Origin of the sequence: Selenomonas bovis DSM 23594 (assembly GCF_000381005.1) — a bacterium.
In the GTDB taxonomy this organism is placed as follows: domain Bacteria; phylum Bacillota; class Negativicutes; order Selenomonadales; family Selenomonadaceae; genus Selenomonas_C; species Selenomonas_C bovis.
Genome location: NZ_KB908390.1, coordinates 44,654 through 60,296 on the forward strand (window position 1 = coordinate 44,654; position 15,643 = coordinate 60,296).

Below are 15,643 nucleotides of genomic sequence, written 5' to 3' on the forward strand. Positions count from 1 at the left end.
CATGAAACTTACAAAGAAATCCCGTGCGCTCCTCCTTATTGGGGTTGCAGCCATGCTTGTCATGAGCGGCTGCGGCAAGGCGAAGATCGGCTATATCGATGGTGACCGCATTATGAAGGAGGCGCCGCAGATTCAGTCGCTCGTCGAGGAGGGCAACGCGAAGATCCAGCAGGCGCAGGAGGATGCGGAAAAAGATCTCGCGGAGAAAAAGGGCACGATGAGCGACGAGGATTTCCAGAAGGCTCAGGCAGATGCCCGCCGTAAGGTCGCTGGCCTCAACCAGTCGTACAGCGTGCAGCTCAAGCAGAAGCTCGACGCGGCCCTCGCGGATATCGCGAAGGAGAAGAAGCTCGATGCCGTCGTTGACAACCAGGCGCAGCAGAAGGTCGTCATCGAAGGCGGCATCGATGTCACGGATGATGCCATCAACAAGCTGCAGTGATTTTTCGGGATGAGAGGGTGAGTGCATGAAAAAGACGTTGAGGGAAATCGCAGACTATGTCGGCGGCCGTGTCGTCGGAGATGAGAATATCGTGATTTCTGGTCTGGAGAATATCGAGGGCGCGGGCGAGCATGACCTCACCTTTGCCGTCGAGCCGCACATCGAGGAGGCAAAGTCCACGCGCGCGGCGGCTGTCATGCTGCCGGAGGGCGTCGAGGATTTCCCGCGCCCTGCGCTCTATGTCGCAGAGCCGCGGGCGGCCTTTGCCTCGCTGCTCGCGCTCTTTACGCCGAAGCTCGTCTTCTCGAAAGGCGTGAGCAGCGAAGCGCATATCGGCAAGGATGTAAAGCTCGGCGAGGATGTCACGATCCTGCCGTTCGCCTGCGTGGATGACCACGCCGTGATCGGCGATCGCGTCACGCTCTATCCCGGCGTCTATGTTGGTCAGTACGGCGAGGTCGATGAGGATACGGTCATCTACTCCAACGCGACCGTGCGCGAGCATTGCCGCGTCGGCAAGCGATGCATCATCCACAGCTCGGCCGTCATCGGCTCCGACGGCTTCGGCTTCACGACGAAGGACGGCGTGCATACGAAGGTGCCGCAGGTCGGCAACGTCGTGCTCGAGGACGATGTCGAGATCGGCGCCCATGACGGCATCGACCGCGCGGCGATGGGGTCGACGGTCATCGGCCACGGCACGAAGATTGACAATCTCGTGCACATCGGGCACAACTGCAAGATCGGGCCGAACTGTCTCATCGTTGCGCAGACGGGCATTTCCGGCTCGACGCAGGTCGGCCACAACGTCACGTTCGGCGGCCAGGTCGGCACGGTGGGCCATATCAATATCGGTGCGAACTCCGTCTACGCCGCGCGCTCCGGTATCATCGGCGATATGCCGGAGGGCGTCTTCTGCGCGGGCTTCCCGGTGCAGAGCCATACGGAATGGCTGCGCATGCAAGCGGCGATGAAGCATCTGCCCGAGCTGCGCAAGGAGGTCAAGCGCCTCACGAAGGAGCTCGCGAAGCTGCAGGCGGCGAAGGAATAGGAGGCAGCGCATGCTTTCCTATTATATTCTGAAAGCCCTCGGTTTCCTCGCCTGCCTGCTGCCGCGCCGCGCCGCGGATGCGGTCGGCTGGGGACTTGGCCGGCTCGCCTGGCCGTTCGTACCGAAAAAGCGTCGGCGTCTCGCCGCGGAGAACGCCCGCCGCGGCCTCGGCTGCAGCGAGGCGGAGGCGGCGCGCATCGCGAAGGCATCCGCCGTGCGCTTCGGCCCCATGCTCATGGAGGTGCTGCGCTTCCCCGTCATCGAGAGGCACATCGGCGACTACGTCGCCATCGAGGGCCTGCCGTATTTGCAGAAGGCGCTGGCGGAGGGCACGGGCGGCATCATCGCGACGGCGCACAGCGGCAACTGGGAGCTCATGGGCGGCGCGTTCGCGCTCGCGGGCATCCCGCTCGTCGGCGTCGCGCAGCAGCAGCGCTCGGCGGGTGCGGATCGCTTCATCGTCGAGCGGCGCACGCAGATCGGCATGCACATCACTTACAAGAAAGGCGTGCGGGAGATGTTCGATATGCTCGCGCAGGGCTGGTTCATCGGACTCATCATGGATCAGGATCCCGCGAAGCGCGACGGCGTGCTCGTCGAGTTTTTCGGCCAGCCGACGAACTATTTCACAGGCGCGGCGGCCATGGGGCGGTTCCGCCGCGCGCCCATTTTCCCTGCGTTCATGCATCGTGACGACGCGACGGGCCGCCATACGCTCATCGTCGCGCCGCCTATCTATACGGACCATACGAAGGACAAGCGCGCCGACATCCAGCGCACGACGCAGCGCCTCGCGGCGCTCACCGAAGCGCATATCCGGAAGTATCCCGAGGAATGGTTCTGGCTGCACGACCGCTGGAAATCCATCCGCAAGAGCTTCTCGAGGGAAGAGCTCGCGGCGTTTGAGAAACAGCAAAAATAAAACCGCTGACGTAAGCAGCGGATCTAGAAAATCCCTTTCCTGGCGCATCTCTGCGCGGCGGGAAAGGGATTTTATATTGTGGGGGATGTGCTGCGTCTCACGAGGTGAAGTGCACGAAGAGTGTCGCGAGGAAGAGGAGGACGGCGAGCACCATCGTGACGAGGCTGCCGCGTTCGATGAGGACGGCGGCCTTCTCGCTGAGCTGCGCGTGGCGGCGGGCGTAAGTGAGGATGAGCGAGGCGGAGAGCAGGGCGTACATACCGCGGCTCACGTTGTCGAATTGCATCCATTCTGCGATGGTCACGAACAACGTGAAAATTGTCACAGCCATGAGCACGTAGTCCTTGCCGATTTTTTTCTCAGCAGGCTTGTGATCCGATTGCTTTTGATAGAGTTTTTCTTGCAACTTGCGATATTGTTTTGACATGGCGGTACCTCTTTCCTTGTATCATCGCCTGTCGGGGCACGGGGCCGCGCGGCAGGCGTGTAAATCTAGCTTATTATAGCATAGTTTGCCATGTCGTGGGAAATGACGCGCGTCAAGCGGAGAAGAATTTTGCGGTTTTTCGAGGGGAATGGTTGCAGTTCTCTGGGATGCTTGTTAAAATGAAGGGTACAAGTATACAAAGATACAATTTCTATAACGAATAAGTGATAGAGATCATGATGCAGCGTGGGAGCACGCAGGGGGCTTGTTTGCTGCTCTATGGCGCGCCGCGCTGTATTCCTGGGAAAAATTTTACGAAAGGAGCGGAGTTCTTTGATTCGAGAACATCGCAGCCGCGAGAAGCTGGAAAGCTACTACGAAAAATTCACAGAGGAAGGCATCCTCGATCCGAATGTTCATCCCTGGGTCGCTGCGTCCTGGCAGCAGAGCCGGGCGCTCGGCGTGCCGCGGGAGAAGATGAGCACCGAGAAGCGGTTTTCACCGGAGGAGTTCCATCGCCTGCAGGCGAAGCATGAGGACGCCATCGCCTATCTCATGAAGCTCAGCGAGGGGATCCGCGAGTTCTTCCAGGAGTACAATCTCTCGCTCCTGCTCATCGACGCGGACTGCGTCGTGCTCAAGAGCTACAGCCTGCCGTTCTACCAGATGACGCCAGGCGAGATCGAGGGCGCGCGCGTCGGCGTCGAGGAGGTCGGCACGTCGAGCATCAGCGTGGCCTATGAGCATCAGACACCGTTCTGGATGTTCGGCCCGGAGATGTGGGTGAAGGAGTGCCAGCTCGGCGATGCCTGCACGGCGCCCGTGAAGATCAACGGGGAATGCCAGTACCTCATCACGCTCGTCTCGATGGAGCAGATCGAGCTGCCGCAGGATGCCGTGATTTCCCTGCTGCTCACGATGAAGACGGCGCTCGAGGCGCATCTGACGGAGTCGGTGCGCATCAAGGCGGAGGAGGCCATCCTCGACGCGACGCCGTTCGCGGTCTACCATGTGCTGCCTGGCGGCGAGGTCGCCTATACGAACCAGCTCGGCAAGGAGCGGCTCACGCGCATCGGCGCGAAGCAGGAGCATGAGACGGGCCGCCGCCTCAACCTCAACGACGTGATCCTGAACTACGAGCATACGCCGATCTACAAGGGCTTCCGCGGCGTGCCGTCCTATAACAAGGAGGTCACGTGGATCACGACCGCGAAGACGTATGAGGACATCACGACGGTCGTACCGCTCGAGCGCGACGAGGAGCAGGCGGTGAAGTCGGTCGTCGTCGTCTCGATGCCGATCGAGGATCTGCGGACGCTCGTCGCGCATGCGGCGGGCTACACGGCGAAATACAGCCTGCAGTCGATGGTCGGCAGCGGCGCGTCGTTCCAGAGCGTGCGCGAAAAGGCGGCGCGCGTCGCCCGCAACAAGCATCATGTGCTCATCCAGGGCGAGGCCGGCACGGGCAAGCAGCGCATGGCGCACGGCATCCATCAGGCGAGCCCGCGCGCGGCAGGCCCGCTCATCTCGCTGCGCTGCGGCGACGCGACGCCGGAGCTCTTGGAGCAGGAGCTCTTCGGCATCGTGCTGAACCAGGATGTGAGCCATCAGGGGCGGCTCGAGCTCGCCTCGGGCGGCACGCTCTTCCTCGACGAGATCGAGAAGATGCCGAAGCAGATCGCCGAGGAGCTCGCGCGCGCGCTCGAGGCGGGCAAGACGCACCGCATCGGCGAGAAGAACGTAGAGCGCACGATCGATGTGCGCATCATCGCCGCCTGCGACAGCGACCTCAAGCGCCTCACGGAGCGCGGCCTTTTCTCCAAGGCGCTCTACGACATCATCTCGAAGAGCGTCATCCGCGTGCCGTCCTTGCGCAGCCGCCGGGAGGATATCCCGGAGCTCGCGCGCCACATCGTGAGCGAGCTCGCGGAGCAGCACCAGATGGAGCCGAAGACGCTCGCGGACGAGACGATCGGCGTTCTCGAGAAATACGACTGGCCAGGCAATATCAAGCAGCTCCAGAGCGTGCTCGAGTACGCCTTCTTCAACACGAAGGCACCGGTCATCGGCCCCGATGACATCAGCCTCATGGGCGATGTGAAGCCGGACAATAAGTGGAAAGAGGACAAGGACGTCTTCGTCAAGGCGTGGCAGGCCGCGGGCGGCAACGTGAGCCGTCTCGCGAACCTCCTCAATGTGAGCCGCGTGACGCTGTACCGCTATCTCAAGAAATACCATCTCGAAAAGAAATAAAGGAGAGTTTTTGTGCGTTTAAGAAGGAAACCCTGGGTGGATGAGGCCATCCACGATTTTGATGCGTTCGTATTCCCGAAGGATGCGCCCGCGAGCGAGGCGGAGCAGGGGCGCTGGGCGGAGGTGTTCGGCCGGCAGGCGCCGCTTCATGTGGAGCTCGGCACGGGCAAGGGCGATTTCATCAGCCAGCTCGCCGAACGCGAGCCGGATGTGAATTTCATCGGCATCGAGGCGCAGCAGGATGTACTCTACGCGGCGGCGAAGAAGGTCGCGGAGAAAAATCTCGCGAACGTGCGCCTGCTCGTCTTCGACATCAACGGCATCGAGCAGATTTTCGCGCCCGGTGAGGTGGACAGGTTCTATATCAATTTCTGCGATCCATGGCCGAAGAAGCGGCATTACAAGCGCCGTCTGACGTATGTCGGCTTCCTCGAGAAATACCGCCGCCTGCTCAAGCAGGGCGGAGAGCTTCATTTCAAGACGGACAACCATCCGCTCTTCCTGTTCTCGCTCGGCCAGTTCGAGGAGGCAGGGCTCACGGTGCGCGATGTCTCGTACGACCTCCACGCGGAGAACCGGCCCGACAACATCATGACGGAGTATGAACGGAAATTCAGCGGCTTCGGCGAGAAAATCCATCGCTGCGAAGTCGTGTTCCCCTGAGGGAGGCGGCACACTTGGTGGAAAAGGGAGAAGCGGCGGCAGCGCCGCGCTCGCCGCTCGTGCGGAAGAAGTTCTGGAGCAGCGATATGGAGGCCGTCTTCGGTATCACGCTCGTGCTGCTCGTCCTCGGCACGGTCAATGTCTTCAGTTCGAGCTTCGTATCGGCGGAGCTGAGGTTTGATGACGCGTATTTCTTCTTGAAGCGGCATCTCATCTCCATGTCGCTGGGTCTCGTGCTGTTCTTCATCGGCGCGCGCGCGGACTACCATATCTGGCGGAAATTGATGCCCTGGGTGCTGGCGCTCACAGTGCTTGCGCTTGTGGCCGTGTTTTTTATCGGTCCGGAGGTCAACGGCGCGCGGCGCTGGCTGCCGCTGCCGTTCATGCAGGTGCAGCCGGCGGAGGGCGCGAAGCTCGTCGCCATCATGCTCGCGTCAGCGTCGATGGCTGCGCGCGTGCGCCACAAGGCGCGCGTGAGTCCCTTCAATCTGCAGTATGCCTGCATCCTCGTCATGGCGGCGCTCGTAGAGAAAGAGCCGGATATGGGGACGGCCTGCGTCATCATCGGCGTGCCCATCATCCTCTATCTCGTGGCCGCACAGCTGCCGCTGCGGCGGCTGCTCGCGGTGCTCGCGGCGCTTGCGGCAGGTGCCGCTTTTTTCATCATGTCGCAGACCTACCGCATCGAGCGCGTCCGCATCATGTGGGATCCCTGGCAGGACGCGCAGAATGCCGGCTATCAGATCGTGCAGTCGCTCTCGACCATCGGCTCGGGTGAGTTCCTCGGCATGGGCCTCGGCGTGGGCGTGAGCAAGTATGACTATCTGCCTGAGGCGCATACGGATTTCGCCTTCGCGATTTTCTGCCAGGAGAACGGCTACCTCGGCGCGCTCTTCGTGTTTCTCCTCTACACGGCGCTCGCCGTCTACGGTGCCCGCATCGCGGACAAGGCGAGCGACCGCTACGGCCAGCTCCTCGCGTTCGGTATCGTCGTGCTCGTTGTCGGCCAGGCGATCTGCAATATGCTCATGGTCGGCGGCGTATTTCCCGTCGTCGGCGTGCCGCTGCCTTTCATCAGCTATGGCGGCAGCTCGCTCATCTTCACCTTGCTCTCTGTGGGCATTCTCGTGAGCATCGGCAGGATCGGCGAGGTGGCGCGGCGCGACCGCGCACGGGCTCGGGAGGAGGCGGAGGCGCGCGAGAACGCGCCGCGCCCGCATATCGGTCTGCGCGTCGTACGGGGACAGGAGACATCTTCGGGAGGAAAATCATGAGGCATTATCATATCGACGGGCTGGATGCCTTGCGCACGCTGGCGATCCTCGGCGTGACGCTGTTCCACATGTTCCCGGATACGGTGCGGGGCGGCTACCTCGGCGTGGTGCTGTTCTTCGTCCTGACCGGCTATCTGCTCGCCTATACGGGACTGCAGGAGGAGCGCGCGGGCGGGTTCCTCCTGACGCGGTATTTCCTGCGGCGTGTGAAGAGAATCTATCCGTCGCTCTGCATCGTTCTGCTCGCCACGGCAGGCGTGTACCATTTTCTCGCGCCCGCGGCGTTGGACGGCGTGCGCCCGGAGGTGCAGTCTGTCCTGCTCGGCTACAACAACTGGTGGCAGATCGCGCAGGATGCGGATTATTTCACGCGCATCGCGAATGCATCGCCGTTCACGCATCTCTGGTTCCTCGGCATAGAGTTACAGTATTACCTGTTCTGGCCGCTGCTCTTCGGCGGTTATCTTCTCCTGCGGCGCGTTATCGGCACGCACCTGGCCCTGTTGCTCTTCGGCCTGCTGGCGCTTGTGAGCGCCGGCCTGTTGCCGTATGGCTATGCGGAGGGCATGTCGGTCACGCGGCTTTATTACGGGACGGATATGCGTCTATTCTCCCTGCTGCTCGGAGCGGTGGCAGGGCTCGCGCAGGCGGGACGGCAGCAGGGCTTGCGCCTGCCGGGCGGGCACGGCATGGCGTATGAGGCGGCCGCGGCGGTTTCTTTTCCGCTGCTTTTCGCCGTCACTCTCTGGGGCTATCTGTCTGTTGACGGGCAGGCACCCTTCCTCTATGAGGGCGGCATGCTCGTGTTCAGCCTCGTCTTCCTCGTCATGATACTCGAGCTCGGCGCGGGCGTCCTGCCGTTTGAGGGGCTTCTCGAGCACCCGCTGCTCCGCTGGTTCGGACGGCGGAGCTACGGCATCTATCTCTGGCAGTATCCGGTCATCTATCTTTTCGCTCAGCGCGGCTGGGCGGAGCTGCCGTATGCCGCCCTCGGGGAGCTGGCGCTGATTCTGCTGCTGACGGTCTGGTCGGATGCGATGGCGGCGGCGCTGCTGCAGCGGCGCGTGCCGTTCCTGGGGCGCCGTCTGGTGCTCACGCAGTATGTCTTGTTCCTCTGCCTGGTGCTCTGCAGCTTCCTGCTCATGGGTACGGGCGGCATGGCGCTCGTTTCCGCAGCGCCGACGAAGACGGCTGCGACGGAGTTGTCGGCTCAGCTGGCGGCGAATGCCGCCGCGCAGGCGGAGGAAAATGAAAAAGCGTCCGCGGGGGCGGGCGGGGACGAAGCGGCGGAGGCCGCTCCGCGAGAGGCAGACCTCCATGGCATCGCCTGTATCGGCGATTCCGTCATGCTGGGGGCGAGCCCTGCGCTGCGCCAGGTGCTGCCGGATTGCTACATCGATGCGGAGGTCTCGCGCTATGTCGGCGGCGGTCTGGAGGCGGCGCAGCGCTTCGCTGCCGGCGGGCGGCTCGGCCATGTCGTGATCCTCGCGCTGGGGACGAACGGTCCGATTGCGGGCGCAGACCGCTACACGGTGCAGACGGAGTCGCTGCTTGCTTATCTGGGTAGCGAGCGCCGGATCTTCTGGGTCAATGTCTACGCCCCGCACCTTGCCTGGCAGCAGACGAACAATGACTATCTCGCCGCGATGCCGGCCGCGCATCCGAACGTCACGATCATCGACTGGTACCATGAGGTCAAGGATCATCCGGAGTGGCTGTCGAAAGACGGCATTCATCCCAATGATGAGGGATGCGCGGCGTATGCTGCGCTCGTGCGGCGGACGGTGGCGATGGCTCTGGCCAGGGATGCGGCGGCGCAGGACTGAGCCGCGGGCGCCGTTGCCCGCGCGCGGAAGAGGAGGAGTGAGATGAAGCCGTTTCCCTTTATCCTTATGATTTGCGGCCTGCTGGCTGTCGTGTTCCTGCTGCACTGGCAGGCCTTGCGGCAGGTGTTCCCTGAGCGGTGGGCGCGGCGGTTGCAGCGGCTTTCTCTCGCAGCTGTGCTGTTCACGGCGCTCGGCCTCGTGCTCGGTCCGCTCGTTTTCCGGGAGCCGGCGGGGCTGCCGGGGGTCCTGCTGCAGGTGGCGGTGGTCATCTTCGTCACGGAGGTGCTGCTCATCCTCCTCGTGGCGCTCGGCGTGCTCTGGCAGCGGCTCGCGGGGCTGCGCGGTCCCGTGCGCGTGGACTGGGGGCGGCGCCGGCTGCTGCGGCACGCGGCGGCGTATCCCGCGCTCGCGCTCGCGGGCGGGCTCTACGGCGGCCTCTATGAAAAGTCGGCGACCGTGGTGCGGGAGCACATCCTGCCCGTCGCTGAGCTCCCTGCGGCGCTGCGGGGGTTCCGCATCGCGCAGCTCAGCGATGTCCACCTCGGCTGGTTCTTCTCGCTCGAGGATTATCGGCAGCTGCTCGAGCGCACGGCGGCGGGCGCGCCGGACGCGCTCGTCCTGACGGGCGATATTTTCGATGACGACGCGCTCAACGGGCGTGCCGTCGCGCGCACGGCGCAGTATGCCGCGCGGTTCCCGCAGGGCATCTGGTATATCTACGGCAACCATGAGCATCGGCGCAACCTGCCCGCCATCCGCGCGGCGCTGCAAGAGACGGAGATCCATCTGCTCGTCAACGAGGCGGCGCCTGTGACGGCGGGGGAGCAGCCGCTCTATTTCGCGGGCGTGGACTATCCGTTCGCGCACGGCGAGGCGTTCCGGGAGCAGCGCAGGGCGTACGCCGCACAGGCGTTTTCCGCTGTGCCGCAGGGAGCGGTGACGGTGCTGCTCGCGCATCATCCGGAGTTCATCGACGACGGCGCGGCGCACGGTGCGGCGCTCACGCTCACGGGGCATACGCACGGCTGCCAGTTCGGCGTGCTCGGCTTGCCGCTGCTGCCGCTGTTCAAGTACACCCGCGGCCTCGTGCACACAGGTGGGCATACGGGCTATGTGCACAGCGGCAACGGCAGCTGGTTCCCGTGCCGCATCGGCTGCCCGCCGGAGATCGCGTACTTCACGCTGCGGCGGGCGTAGGCAGCGCTATGGCGCTGCGATGGGAGGAACGTCATGACGGAGAGAGAACGGGCAGCGCTGCGGGGCATCCGCGCACAGCTCGCGCGCGGCGAGGCAGAGGCGGCGCTCGCCGCGCTCAGAGCGCTGCGGGAGACAGCTTCGCCGGAGTTTCGCGCGCGCGAGCTCTGGCGCGTGCACGAGCTTTTCGGTGCGGCGTTCCGGCTGCTCGGCGACGCGGCTGGCTGCGCGCAGGCGTACTATGAGGCGGCGCGCGCTGACCGCTTCCTGCGCAGCCAGCGCGCGCATTATTCCTCCTACCTCTTTGCGCTGCACTACCTGCCGGGGATCTCGGCGGCGGCACTCGCGGCGCAGCATTTCGCCTGCGGCCGTCTCTATGAGGCAAGGGAGGACGAGGGCGCGAGGGCGCGGGCAGTGCCCCCGCGCCCTCTTTCGCGTGGCGGGGGAGCGGCTGGTACTGCACGGCCGCTGCGCGTGGGATTTCTCGCGCCGGATTTCCTCGATTCCGCCGCCGCGCGGTTCTACGATGTATTTTTTGACCTGCCGCGCCGGGCGTTCACGCTGCATGCGTACAGCCTCGCGGCGGAGGAGGACGCGCTGACGGCCTCCGTGCGCGCGCGCACCGCCGCCTATCGCGTGTTCGCGGGGGAGGGCATCGCGGCGGCGGATATCGTGCGCGCCGACAGGCTCGATGTGCTCGTAGACCTCGGCGGTCATACGGCGGGCGGGGTCACGCTCCCCCTCCTCGCGCGGCGGCTCGCGCCCGTGCAGCTCGAAGCCGTAGGCTGGTTCGATACGACGGGCGTTCCGGCTGTCGACGCGTTGCTTACGGACGGCGTGATGGACGGCGCGGGCGCAGCGCGGCTCTTCACGGAGCGGCTCTGCCGCCTGCCGCGCGCCTGGTGCTTCACGCCGACGGCGGCGATGCGCGCGCTGGCCGCGCAGGCGAGAGAGGCGCAGGCGGCGAGAGGGACGGAGGATGCGCGAGGTACTCAGGCGGGCGCAGCGGCTGGTCAGGCAGTGGCAGGCGGCGTGACGTTTGCCGCGTTCGGGAATTTCCTCAAGATTTCCGACGCGGTGCTCGCCACCTGGCGCGAGATTCTCTGCCGACTGCCCGCGGCGCGGCTCGTGCTGCAGGACACGCTGCGCGCGCCGGTGCGCGTGCGCGCCCTGCGGGCACGCCTTGCGGCACAGGGCCTGCCGCTCGCGCGCGCCGCCGTGCGCATGGGGGAGGACGGCTACCTCGCCGCGCTCGCGCGCGCGGATGTCGTGCTCGATACGTTCCCCTATCCGGGCGGCGCGATGACGGCGACGGCGCTTGCGCTCGGCGTGCCCGTGCTGACGCTCGCGGGCAGCCACCACAGCGCGCGCGTCGGCTGCTCGCTGCTCACGGCGGCGGGCCATCCGGAGCTCATCGCGGCGGATGCCGCGGCCTATGTGCGCACGGCCTGCGAGCTCGCGCGGGACAGCGGCCGGCGGGCGCGCCTGCGCGCGGATCTCCTGCGGCAGCAGACGGAGGCGGCCATCGCGGCGCGTCGCACGGACTACCTGCGCCATTTCGCGGCGGCGCTGCGGCAGCTTGCGGGCGGCGCATGAGCGCGCAGCGAGCGAGGCGCGGCACTGCGCATGGCGGCAAGGGCAGGAGATTGCCTGCCGGGGGAAGCTGTGTATTTCTGCTGCGAGCGTTCCGGCAGCACGGGGAGGAGAGAATCATGATGGATGGGACACAGACGGCCGGAGCGGTGCGGGAGGAGATTGACGACCTCTATTTCGTGCCGCATGGCCCGCAGCCGCTGCGCGTGCTTGCCATCGAGGCACACGCGCTCCTGCCGCGCCTCCTGGCACGTCTGCCCGCCGCGCGCGTCACGGCCGTGACGCGCTTCGACGGGCTCGGTTTGCCTGCGTCGCTTGCGGGCCGCGTCTCGCTCGTCCGCGCGGACACGCGCGTGCAGGCGCCGCCGCTGCCGAAGGGAAGCTATGACATCATCCTCGCGCCGCATGTGCTCACGGAGGCGCTCGATCCCTACGACACGCTGCTCGCGCTCAGCCGCCTGCTCACAGACGTGGGGCGGCTCGCGACCGCGTTCCTCAACGTTCGCTGCTGCGATGTCCTCGCGGGCCTGCAGGCGGGCGAGTTCCCCTTCCGCGCGCAGCGCCTCTACGCCAAGGCGGAGGTCGTGCGCCTGCTCAACGACGCGCTCTTCAAGGAGATCACCTTCGCGCCGGGGGCGCAGACGGAGGAAGCGCGCGGCGCGGCGTTTCGCGCGTGCGGCTTCGACGACACGAGCCACGACCTCACGACGCGCGTCTGGCTCGTGCGCGCCGACCGCTCGACGGGCGCCGTGGCAGCACTCAAGAGCCTCTATACGCAAGAAACCCGCGCGGAGCTCGCGCGCGTGCTGCACCGCATCGAGTACGGCGTCCGGGCAGAGGAGAACATCGAGCGGCTGCAGGCACTCTGTACACGAGAGGGCATCTTCCGCGACTACCTCGAGGACTTCGTGCGCGAAGTCGTCACACATCCCGCGCGCCTCAGCCGCATCATCGAGCGGCTGCGGCTGACATGAAAAAAGCGCTTCTACATGCAGGAAGCGCTTTTTTCATGCCGTGATGGCCGGGATGCCCTTTCTCAGTGCGTGCTGCCGAGCGCGATGAGCCGCAGGCCGAGCGCGAACATCGCGCAGGAGAGCAGCACGAGGATGACTTTCGATTTCGTCTTCTGCGAGATGCGCGCGCCGAGCTGCGCGCCGATGGCCGCGCCGAGCGAGATGCAGATGGCGGGTAGCCAGACGATGTGGTGGAGGAGGAAATGGCTGATGACGCCGAAGAGCGACGAGCACGCGAGCACGAAATGCGATGTCGCCGTCGCCACATGCACGGGGAAGCCCAAAAGGTAGATCATGAGCGGCACGTGCACGACGCCGCCGCCGATACCGAAGATGCTCGAGAGGAAGCCGACGCAGAAGCTCGCGCCGATGCCGATCCACTGGTTGAACTGGAAGTCCGGCCCGACCTCCGCGACCTCGGCGCGGTGGCTGTGCGTCGCGTTCCAGCCCATGAGGAGGGACATGAGCAGCAGGAAGATGCCGAAATAGAAATCGAGCATCGGCCCGGAGAAATCATCGACGATGTACGAGCCGAGGATCGCGCCGGGCAGCGTCGCGAGCGCGAACGGAACCGCCGCGCGGAAAAGCACGCGCTTCTGCCGGATGTAGGCCGCCGTCCCCGAGAGCGCGTTCGCCATGACGACGACGAGCGACGTGCCCGTGATCTGTGCCGCTGAGTGGAAATACGGATACACGCCGCCCTCGCTCAGAAAGAGGATGAAGACCGGCACGCAGATGAGTCCGCCGCCGATGCCGACGAGCGTGCCGAACGTCCCGACCCCGATGCCGAGCAACAGGAAGAGGAGAATCTGAAGAATCATAGAGCGCCTTCTTTCGCTAGTCAGAGTAAATTTCCCCGTCATTATACCATAAGCGTCTCTAGGCTGTCCTAAGGAAGCGCTGATTCATGCAAGGCGTCTCTTTCCTATCTTCCTTCCACTGAGGGAAGATTCGTGTTCGCAACTCAATCGGCGCGCCCCGAAGAATCTCCGTCTGCCTTCAGGGGCCTGCCGTGCATCACGTATAGAAACGAGAAAGAATCATTATAAATAATGACAAAATATTCATTTATTTATAGACAATTACGGGGCGAAGTGCTATACTTGGAAGAAATAAGATAAAATCTCATGAGAAATAAGAAACGGAGGGAGGGCCGCTCGGAACGTCCATGCCATTATTTATACGATAAAGAAACATGAGGTGAATGAAATATGACAGCATTTCTTTTTGCGCTCTGTGCACTCATCGTTGGGTATTTCGTCTACGGCAAGATCGTCGAGCACGTCTTCGGGCCGACGGATCGTCCGACGCCGGCGCTCCGCCATAACGACGGCGTTGACTACATCCCGTTGCCGACCTGGAAGGTCTTCATGATCCAGCTCCTCAACATCGCCGGCCTCGGCCCGATTTTCGGCGCGCTCGGCGGTGCGATCTGGGGGCCGAGCGTCTATCTCTGGATCGTCTTCGGCACGATCTTCGCCGGCGGCGTGCACGACTATCTCTCGGGCATGATCTCGCTGCGCGAGGATGGCAAGAGCATCTCGGAGGTCGTCGGCAACCACATGGGGAGCACGATGCTCTTCATCATGCGCGTGTTCTCCGTCGTGCTCCTCGTGCTCGTTGGTACAGTATTCATGACGGGGCCTGCGGGGCTGCTCTCGCATCTCACGGGCGTTGCCGTCACCTATGTACTGCCCTGCGTGCTGCTCTACTACTTCCTCGCGACGCTGCTGCCGATCGACACGCTCATCGCGCGCTTCTATCCGATCTTCGGCGCCTGCCTCATCATCATGGCGCTCGGCATCATGGCGGGCATGCTCCTCGGCGTCGGCGGGCATACGATGCCTGAGATGACGCTCGAGAACCTCCATCCGCTCGGCCCGGACAAGATGCCGATCTGGCCGCTCATGTTCATCACAGTCGCCTGCGGCGCCGTCTCGGGCTTCCACTCCACGCAGTCGCCGCTCATGGCGCGCTGCCTCAAGGACGAGCGTCTCGGTCGTCCCGTCTTCTACGGCGCGATGGTCGCTGAGGGCATCATCGCCCTCATCTGGGCTGCGGCCGGCATCACGTTCTATGACAGCACGGGCGGGCTCGCCGCCGCGATGAAAGCGGGCGGCGCCGGCACCGTCGTCAACGACATTTGCATCGGCTTCATGGGCACGGGCATCGGCAGCGTCCTCGCCATGCTCGGCGTCATCGCCTGCCCGATCACCTCGGGCGACACGGCGTTCCGCTCCGCGCGCCTCACGCTCGCTGACTGGCTCGGCGTCCCGCAGGAAAAAGCGACCAAGCGCCTGCTCTTTGCCGTGCCGCTCCTCACGGTCGGCGGCATCCTCTCCCAGATGGACTTCAACATCGTCTGGCGCTATTTCTCCTGGACGAACCAGACGCTCGCGATGATCGTCCTCTGGACGGGCGCCGTCTACCTCTACCGCACGAAGGTCGGCTCGAAGGCATTCATCATCCCGATGGTGCCGGCGACGTTCATGTCTGCCGTCACGAGCACCTACATCCTGCAGGCGCCCGAGGGCCTGAAGCTCGCGACGAGCATCAGCTATCCCATCGGCATCATCTTCGCCGTCTTCTGCCTCGCGCTCTTCCTCAAGAAGACCGTGCTGAGCTCGAGAGACTGAAGGAACTTTAGGGAACTGCTGATTCATTCAAGGAATTTACCACTTTCTCTTGAGTGGATGAGAACATACCTTCTCCTCAGGAGAAGGGGGACCGCGAAGCGGTGGAAGAGGTGCTGCACGGCGGGGGAATGTGCAGAAAAACCTAAATTCGAGGCAAAACACCTCTTCCGCCTCGCTACGCTTGGCACTCCCGGGGATGCCACTGGCATCCCGCGCTGTCGCGCCCCCTGAGGGGAAGGTTAAATGAATGCGCGGCATCTATTAATCAGCGATTTCTTAGAAATCCGAGATTCCTGGACGGGACGCACAGGCCGCATCGCCTGTGCGTCTTTTCCGTATGTCGAAATGA

The 15,643-nt window shown here is 64.1% G+C and carries 13 protein-coding genes; 11 read left to right on the forward strand and 2 right to left on the reverse strand.

Annotated elements, in window-relative coordinates; translation table 11 throughout:
* Position 1: 1 nt before the first annotated feature.
* From F599_RS0107130 to F599_RS0107140, 3 genes are read left to right on the forward strand one after another with little or no spacing between them, the layout of a single operon-like run.
* A complete protein-coding gene (locus F599_RS0107130; RefSeq protein ID WP_019542839.1) occupies positions 2 to 442 on the forward strand; it encodes an OmpH/Skp family outer membrane protein in 441 nt (146 codons plus the stop codon).
* Positions 443 to 467: 25 nt separating this feature from the next.
* Positions 468 to 1,493 (forward strand): UDP-3-O-(3-hydroxymyristoyl)glucosamine N-acyltransferase, encoded by a 1,026-nt coding sequence (gene lpxD, locus F599_RS0107135; RefSeq protein ID WP_019542840.1) that lies wholly within the window; start codon positions 468 to 470, stop codon positions 1,491 to 1,493.
* A gap of 10 nt (positions 1,494 to 1,503) precedes the next feature.
* Positions 1,504 to 2,415 (forward strand): lysophospholipid acyltransferase family protein, encoded by a 912-nt coding sequence (locus F599_RS0107140; protein WP_019542841.1) that lies wholly within the window; start codon positions 1,504 to 1,506, stop codon positions 2,413 to 2,415.
* 97 nt (positions 2,416 to 2,512) lie between these two features.
* On the opposite strand, the gene F599_RS0107145 is transcribed toward F599_RS0107140, so the two are convergent.
* On the reverse strand, positions 2,513 to 2,842 hold the full coding sequence (locus tag F599_RS0107145; protein WP_019542842.1) for a hypothetical protein: 330 nt from the start codon (positions 2,840 to 2,842) through the stop codon (positions 2,513 to 2,515).
* Positions 2,843 to 3,175: 333 nt separating this feature from the next.
* On the opposite strand from F599_RS0107145, the gene F599_RS0107150 reads away from it, so the two are divergent.
* The 7 genes from F599_RS0107150 to F599_RS0107180 all read left to right on the forward strand — a co-directional run bounded on the left by F599_RS0107150 (position 3,176) and on the right by F599_RS0107180 (position 12,619).
* Positions 3,176 to 5,095, forward strand: coding sequence for a sigma 54-interacting transcriptional regulator (locus tag F599_RS0107150; RefSeq protein WP_019542843.1), 1,920 nt, complete (start codon positions 3,176 to 3,178; stop codon positions 5,093 to 5,095).
* 12 nt (positions 5,096 to 5,107) lie between these two features.
* Entirely contained in the window at positions 5,108 to 5,758 is a 651-nt protein-coding gene (gene trmB, locus F599_RS0107155) for a tRNA (guanosine(46)-N7)-methyltransferase TrmB (RefSeq protein WP_026327878.1), read from the forward strand.
* Between the two features lie 17 nt (positions 5,759 to 5,775).
* A complete protein-coding gene (locus tag F599_RS13810; protein WP_244869341.1) occupies positions 5,776 to 7,032 on the forward strand; it encodes an FtsW/RodA/SpoVE family cell cycle protein in 1,257 nt (418 codons plus the stop codon).
* Positions 7,029 to 8,858 carry an acyltransferase family protein gene (locus F599_RS0107165; RefSeq protein WP_019542846.1) on the forward strand — a complete coding sequence of 610 codons (1,830 nt, stop codon included), beginning with the start codon at positions 7,029 to 7,031 and terminating at the stop codon, positions 8,856 to 8,858. The genes F599_RS13810 and F599_RS0107165 overlap by 4 nt, the downstream gene beginning before the upstream one ends.
* Before the next feature lie 42 nt (positions 8,859 to 8,900).
* The gene (locus F599_RS0107170; protein WP_019542847.1) at positions 8,901 to 10,055 is read left to right on the forward strand and encodes a metallophosphoesterase; all 1,155 of its coding nucleotides are present in this window, start codon (positions 8,901 to 8,903) and stop codon (positions 10,053 to 10,055) included.
* Positions 10,056 to 10,088: 33 nt separating this feature from the next.
* Positions 10,089 to 11,648 (forward strand): O-linked N-acetylglucosamine transferase family protein, encoded by a 1,560-nt coding sequence (locus F599_RS13815; RefSeq protein ID WP_019542848.1) that lies wholly within the window; start codon positions 10,089 to 10,091, stop codon positions 11,646 to 11,648.
* 116 nt (positions 11,649 to 11,764) lie between these two features.
* Entirely contained in the window at positions 11,765 to 12,619 is an 855-nt protein-coding gene (locus F599_RS0107180) for a class I SAM-dependent methyltransferase (protein WP_156021956.1), read from the forward strand.
* A gap of 62 nt (positions 12,620 to 12,681) precedes the next feature.
* Here F599_RS0107180 and F599_RS0107185 read toward each other — a convergent pair whose 3' ends face one another.
* Positions 12,682 to 13,479: a sulfite exporter TauE/SafE family protein gene (locus F599_RS0107185; RefSeq protein WP_019542850.1), complete on the reverse strand. Its 798-nt coding sequence runs from the start codon at positions 13,477 to 13,479 to the stop codon at positions 12,682 to 12,684.
* A gap of 390 nt (positions 13,480 to 13,869) precedes the next feature.
* On the opposite strand from F599_RS0107185, the gene F599_RS0107190 reads away from it, so the two are divergent.
* On the forward strand, positions 13,870 to 15,294 hold the full coding sequence (locus F599_RS0107190; RefSeq protein WP_019542851.1) for a carbon starvation CstA family protein: 1,425 nt from the start codon (positions 13,870 to 13,872) through the stop codon (positions 15,292 to 15,294).
* The last annotated feature ends 349 nt before the right edge of the window (positions 15,295 to 15,643 follow it).

Bases quoted from the DNA above. Each gene is read 5' to 3' on its own strand.
- F599_RS0107165 (WP_019542846.1), top strand. From the start codon at position 7,029: ATGAGGCATTATCATATCGACGGGCTGGATGCCTTGCGCACGCTGGCG.
- F599_RS0107185 (WP_019542850.1), bottom strand. From the start codon at position 13,479: ATGATTCTTCAGATTCTCCTCTTCCTGTTGCTCGGCATCGGGGTCGGG.
- F599_RS0107140 (WP_019542841.1), top strand. From the start codon at position 1,504: ATGCTTTCCTATTATATTCTGAAAGCCCTCGGTTTCCTCGCCTGCCTG.
- F599_RS0107145 (WP_019542842.1), bottom strand. From the start codon at position 2,842: ATGTCAAAACAATATCGCAAGTTGCAAGAAAAACTCTATCAAAAGCAA.
- F599_RS0107130 (WP_019542839.1), top strand. From the start codon at position 2: ATGAAACTTACAAAGAAATCCCGTGCGCTCCTCCTTATTGGGGTTGCA.
- F599_RS13815 (WP_019542848.1), top strand. From the start codon at position 10,089: ATGACGGAGAGAGAACGGGCAGCGCTGCGGGGCATCCGCGCACAGCTC.
- F599_RS0107170 (WP_019542847.1), top strand. From the start codon at position 8,901: ATGAAGCCGTTTCCCTTTATCCTTATGATTTGCGGCCTGCTGGCTGTC.
- F599_RS0107180 (WP_156021956.1), top strand. From the start codon at position 11,765: ATGATGGATGGGACACAGACGGCCGGAGCGGTGCGGGAGGAGATTGAC.
- lpxD (WP_019542840.1), top strand. From the start codon at position 468: ATGAAAAAGACGTTGAGGGAAATCGCAGACTATGTCGGCGGCCGTGTC.
- F599_RS0107190 (WP_019542851.1), top strand. From the start codon at position 13,870: ATGACAGCATTTCTTTTTGCGCTCTGTGCACTCATCGTTGGGTATTTC.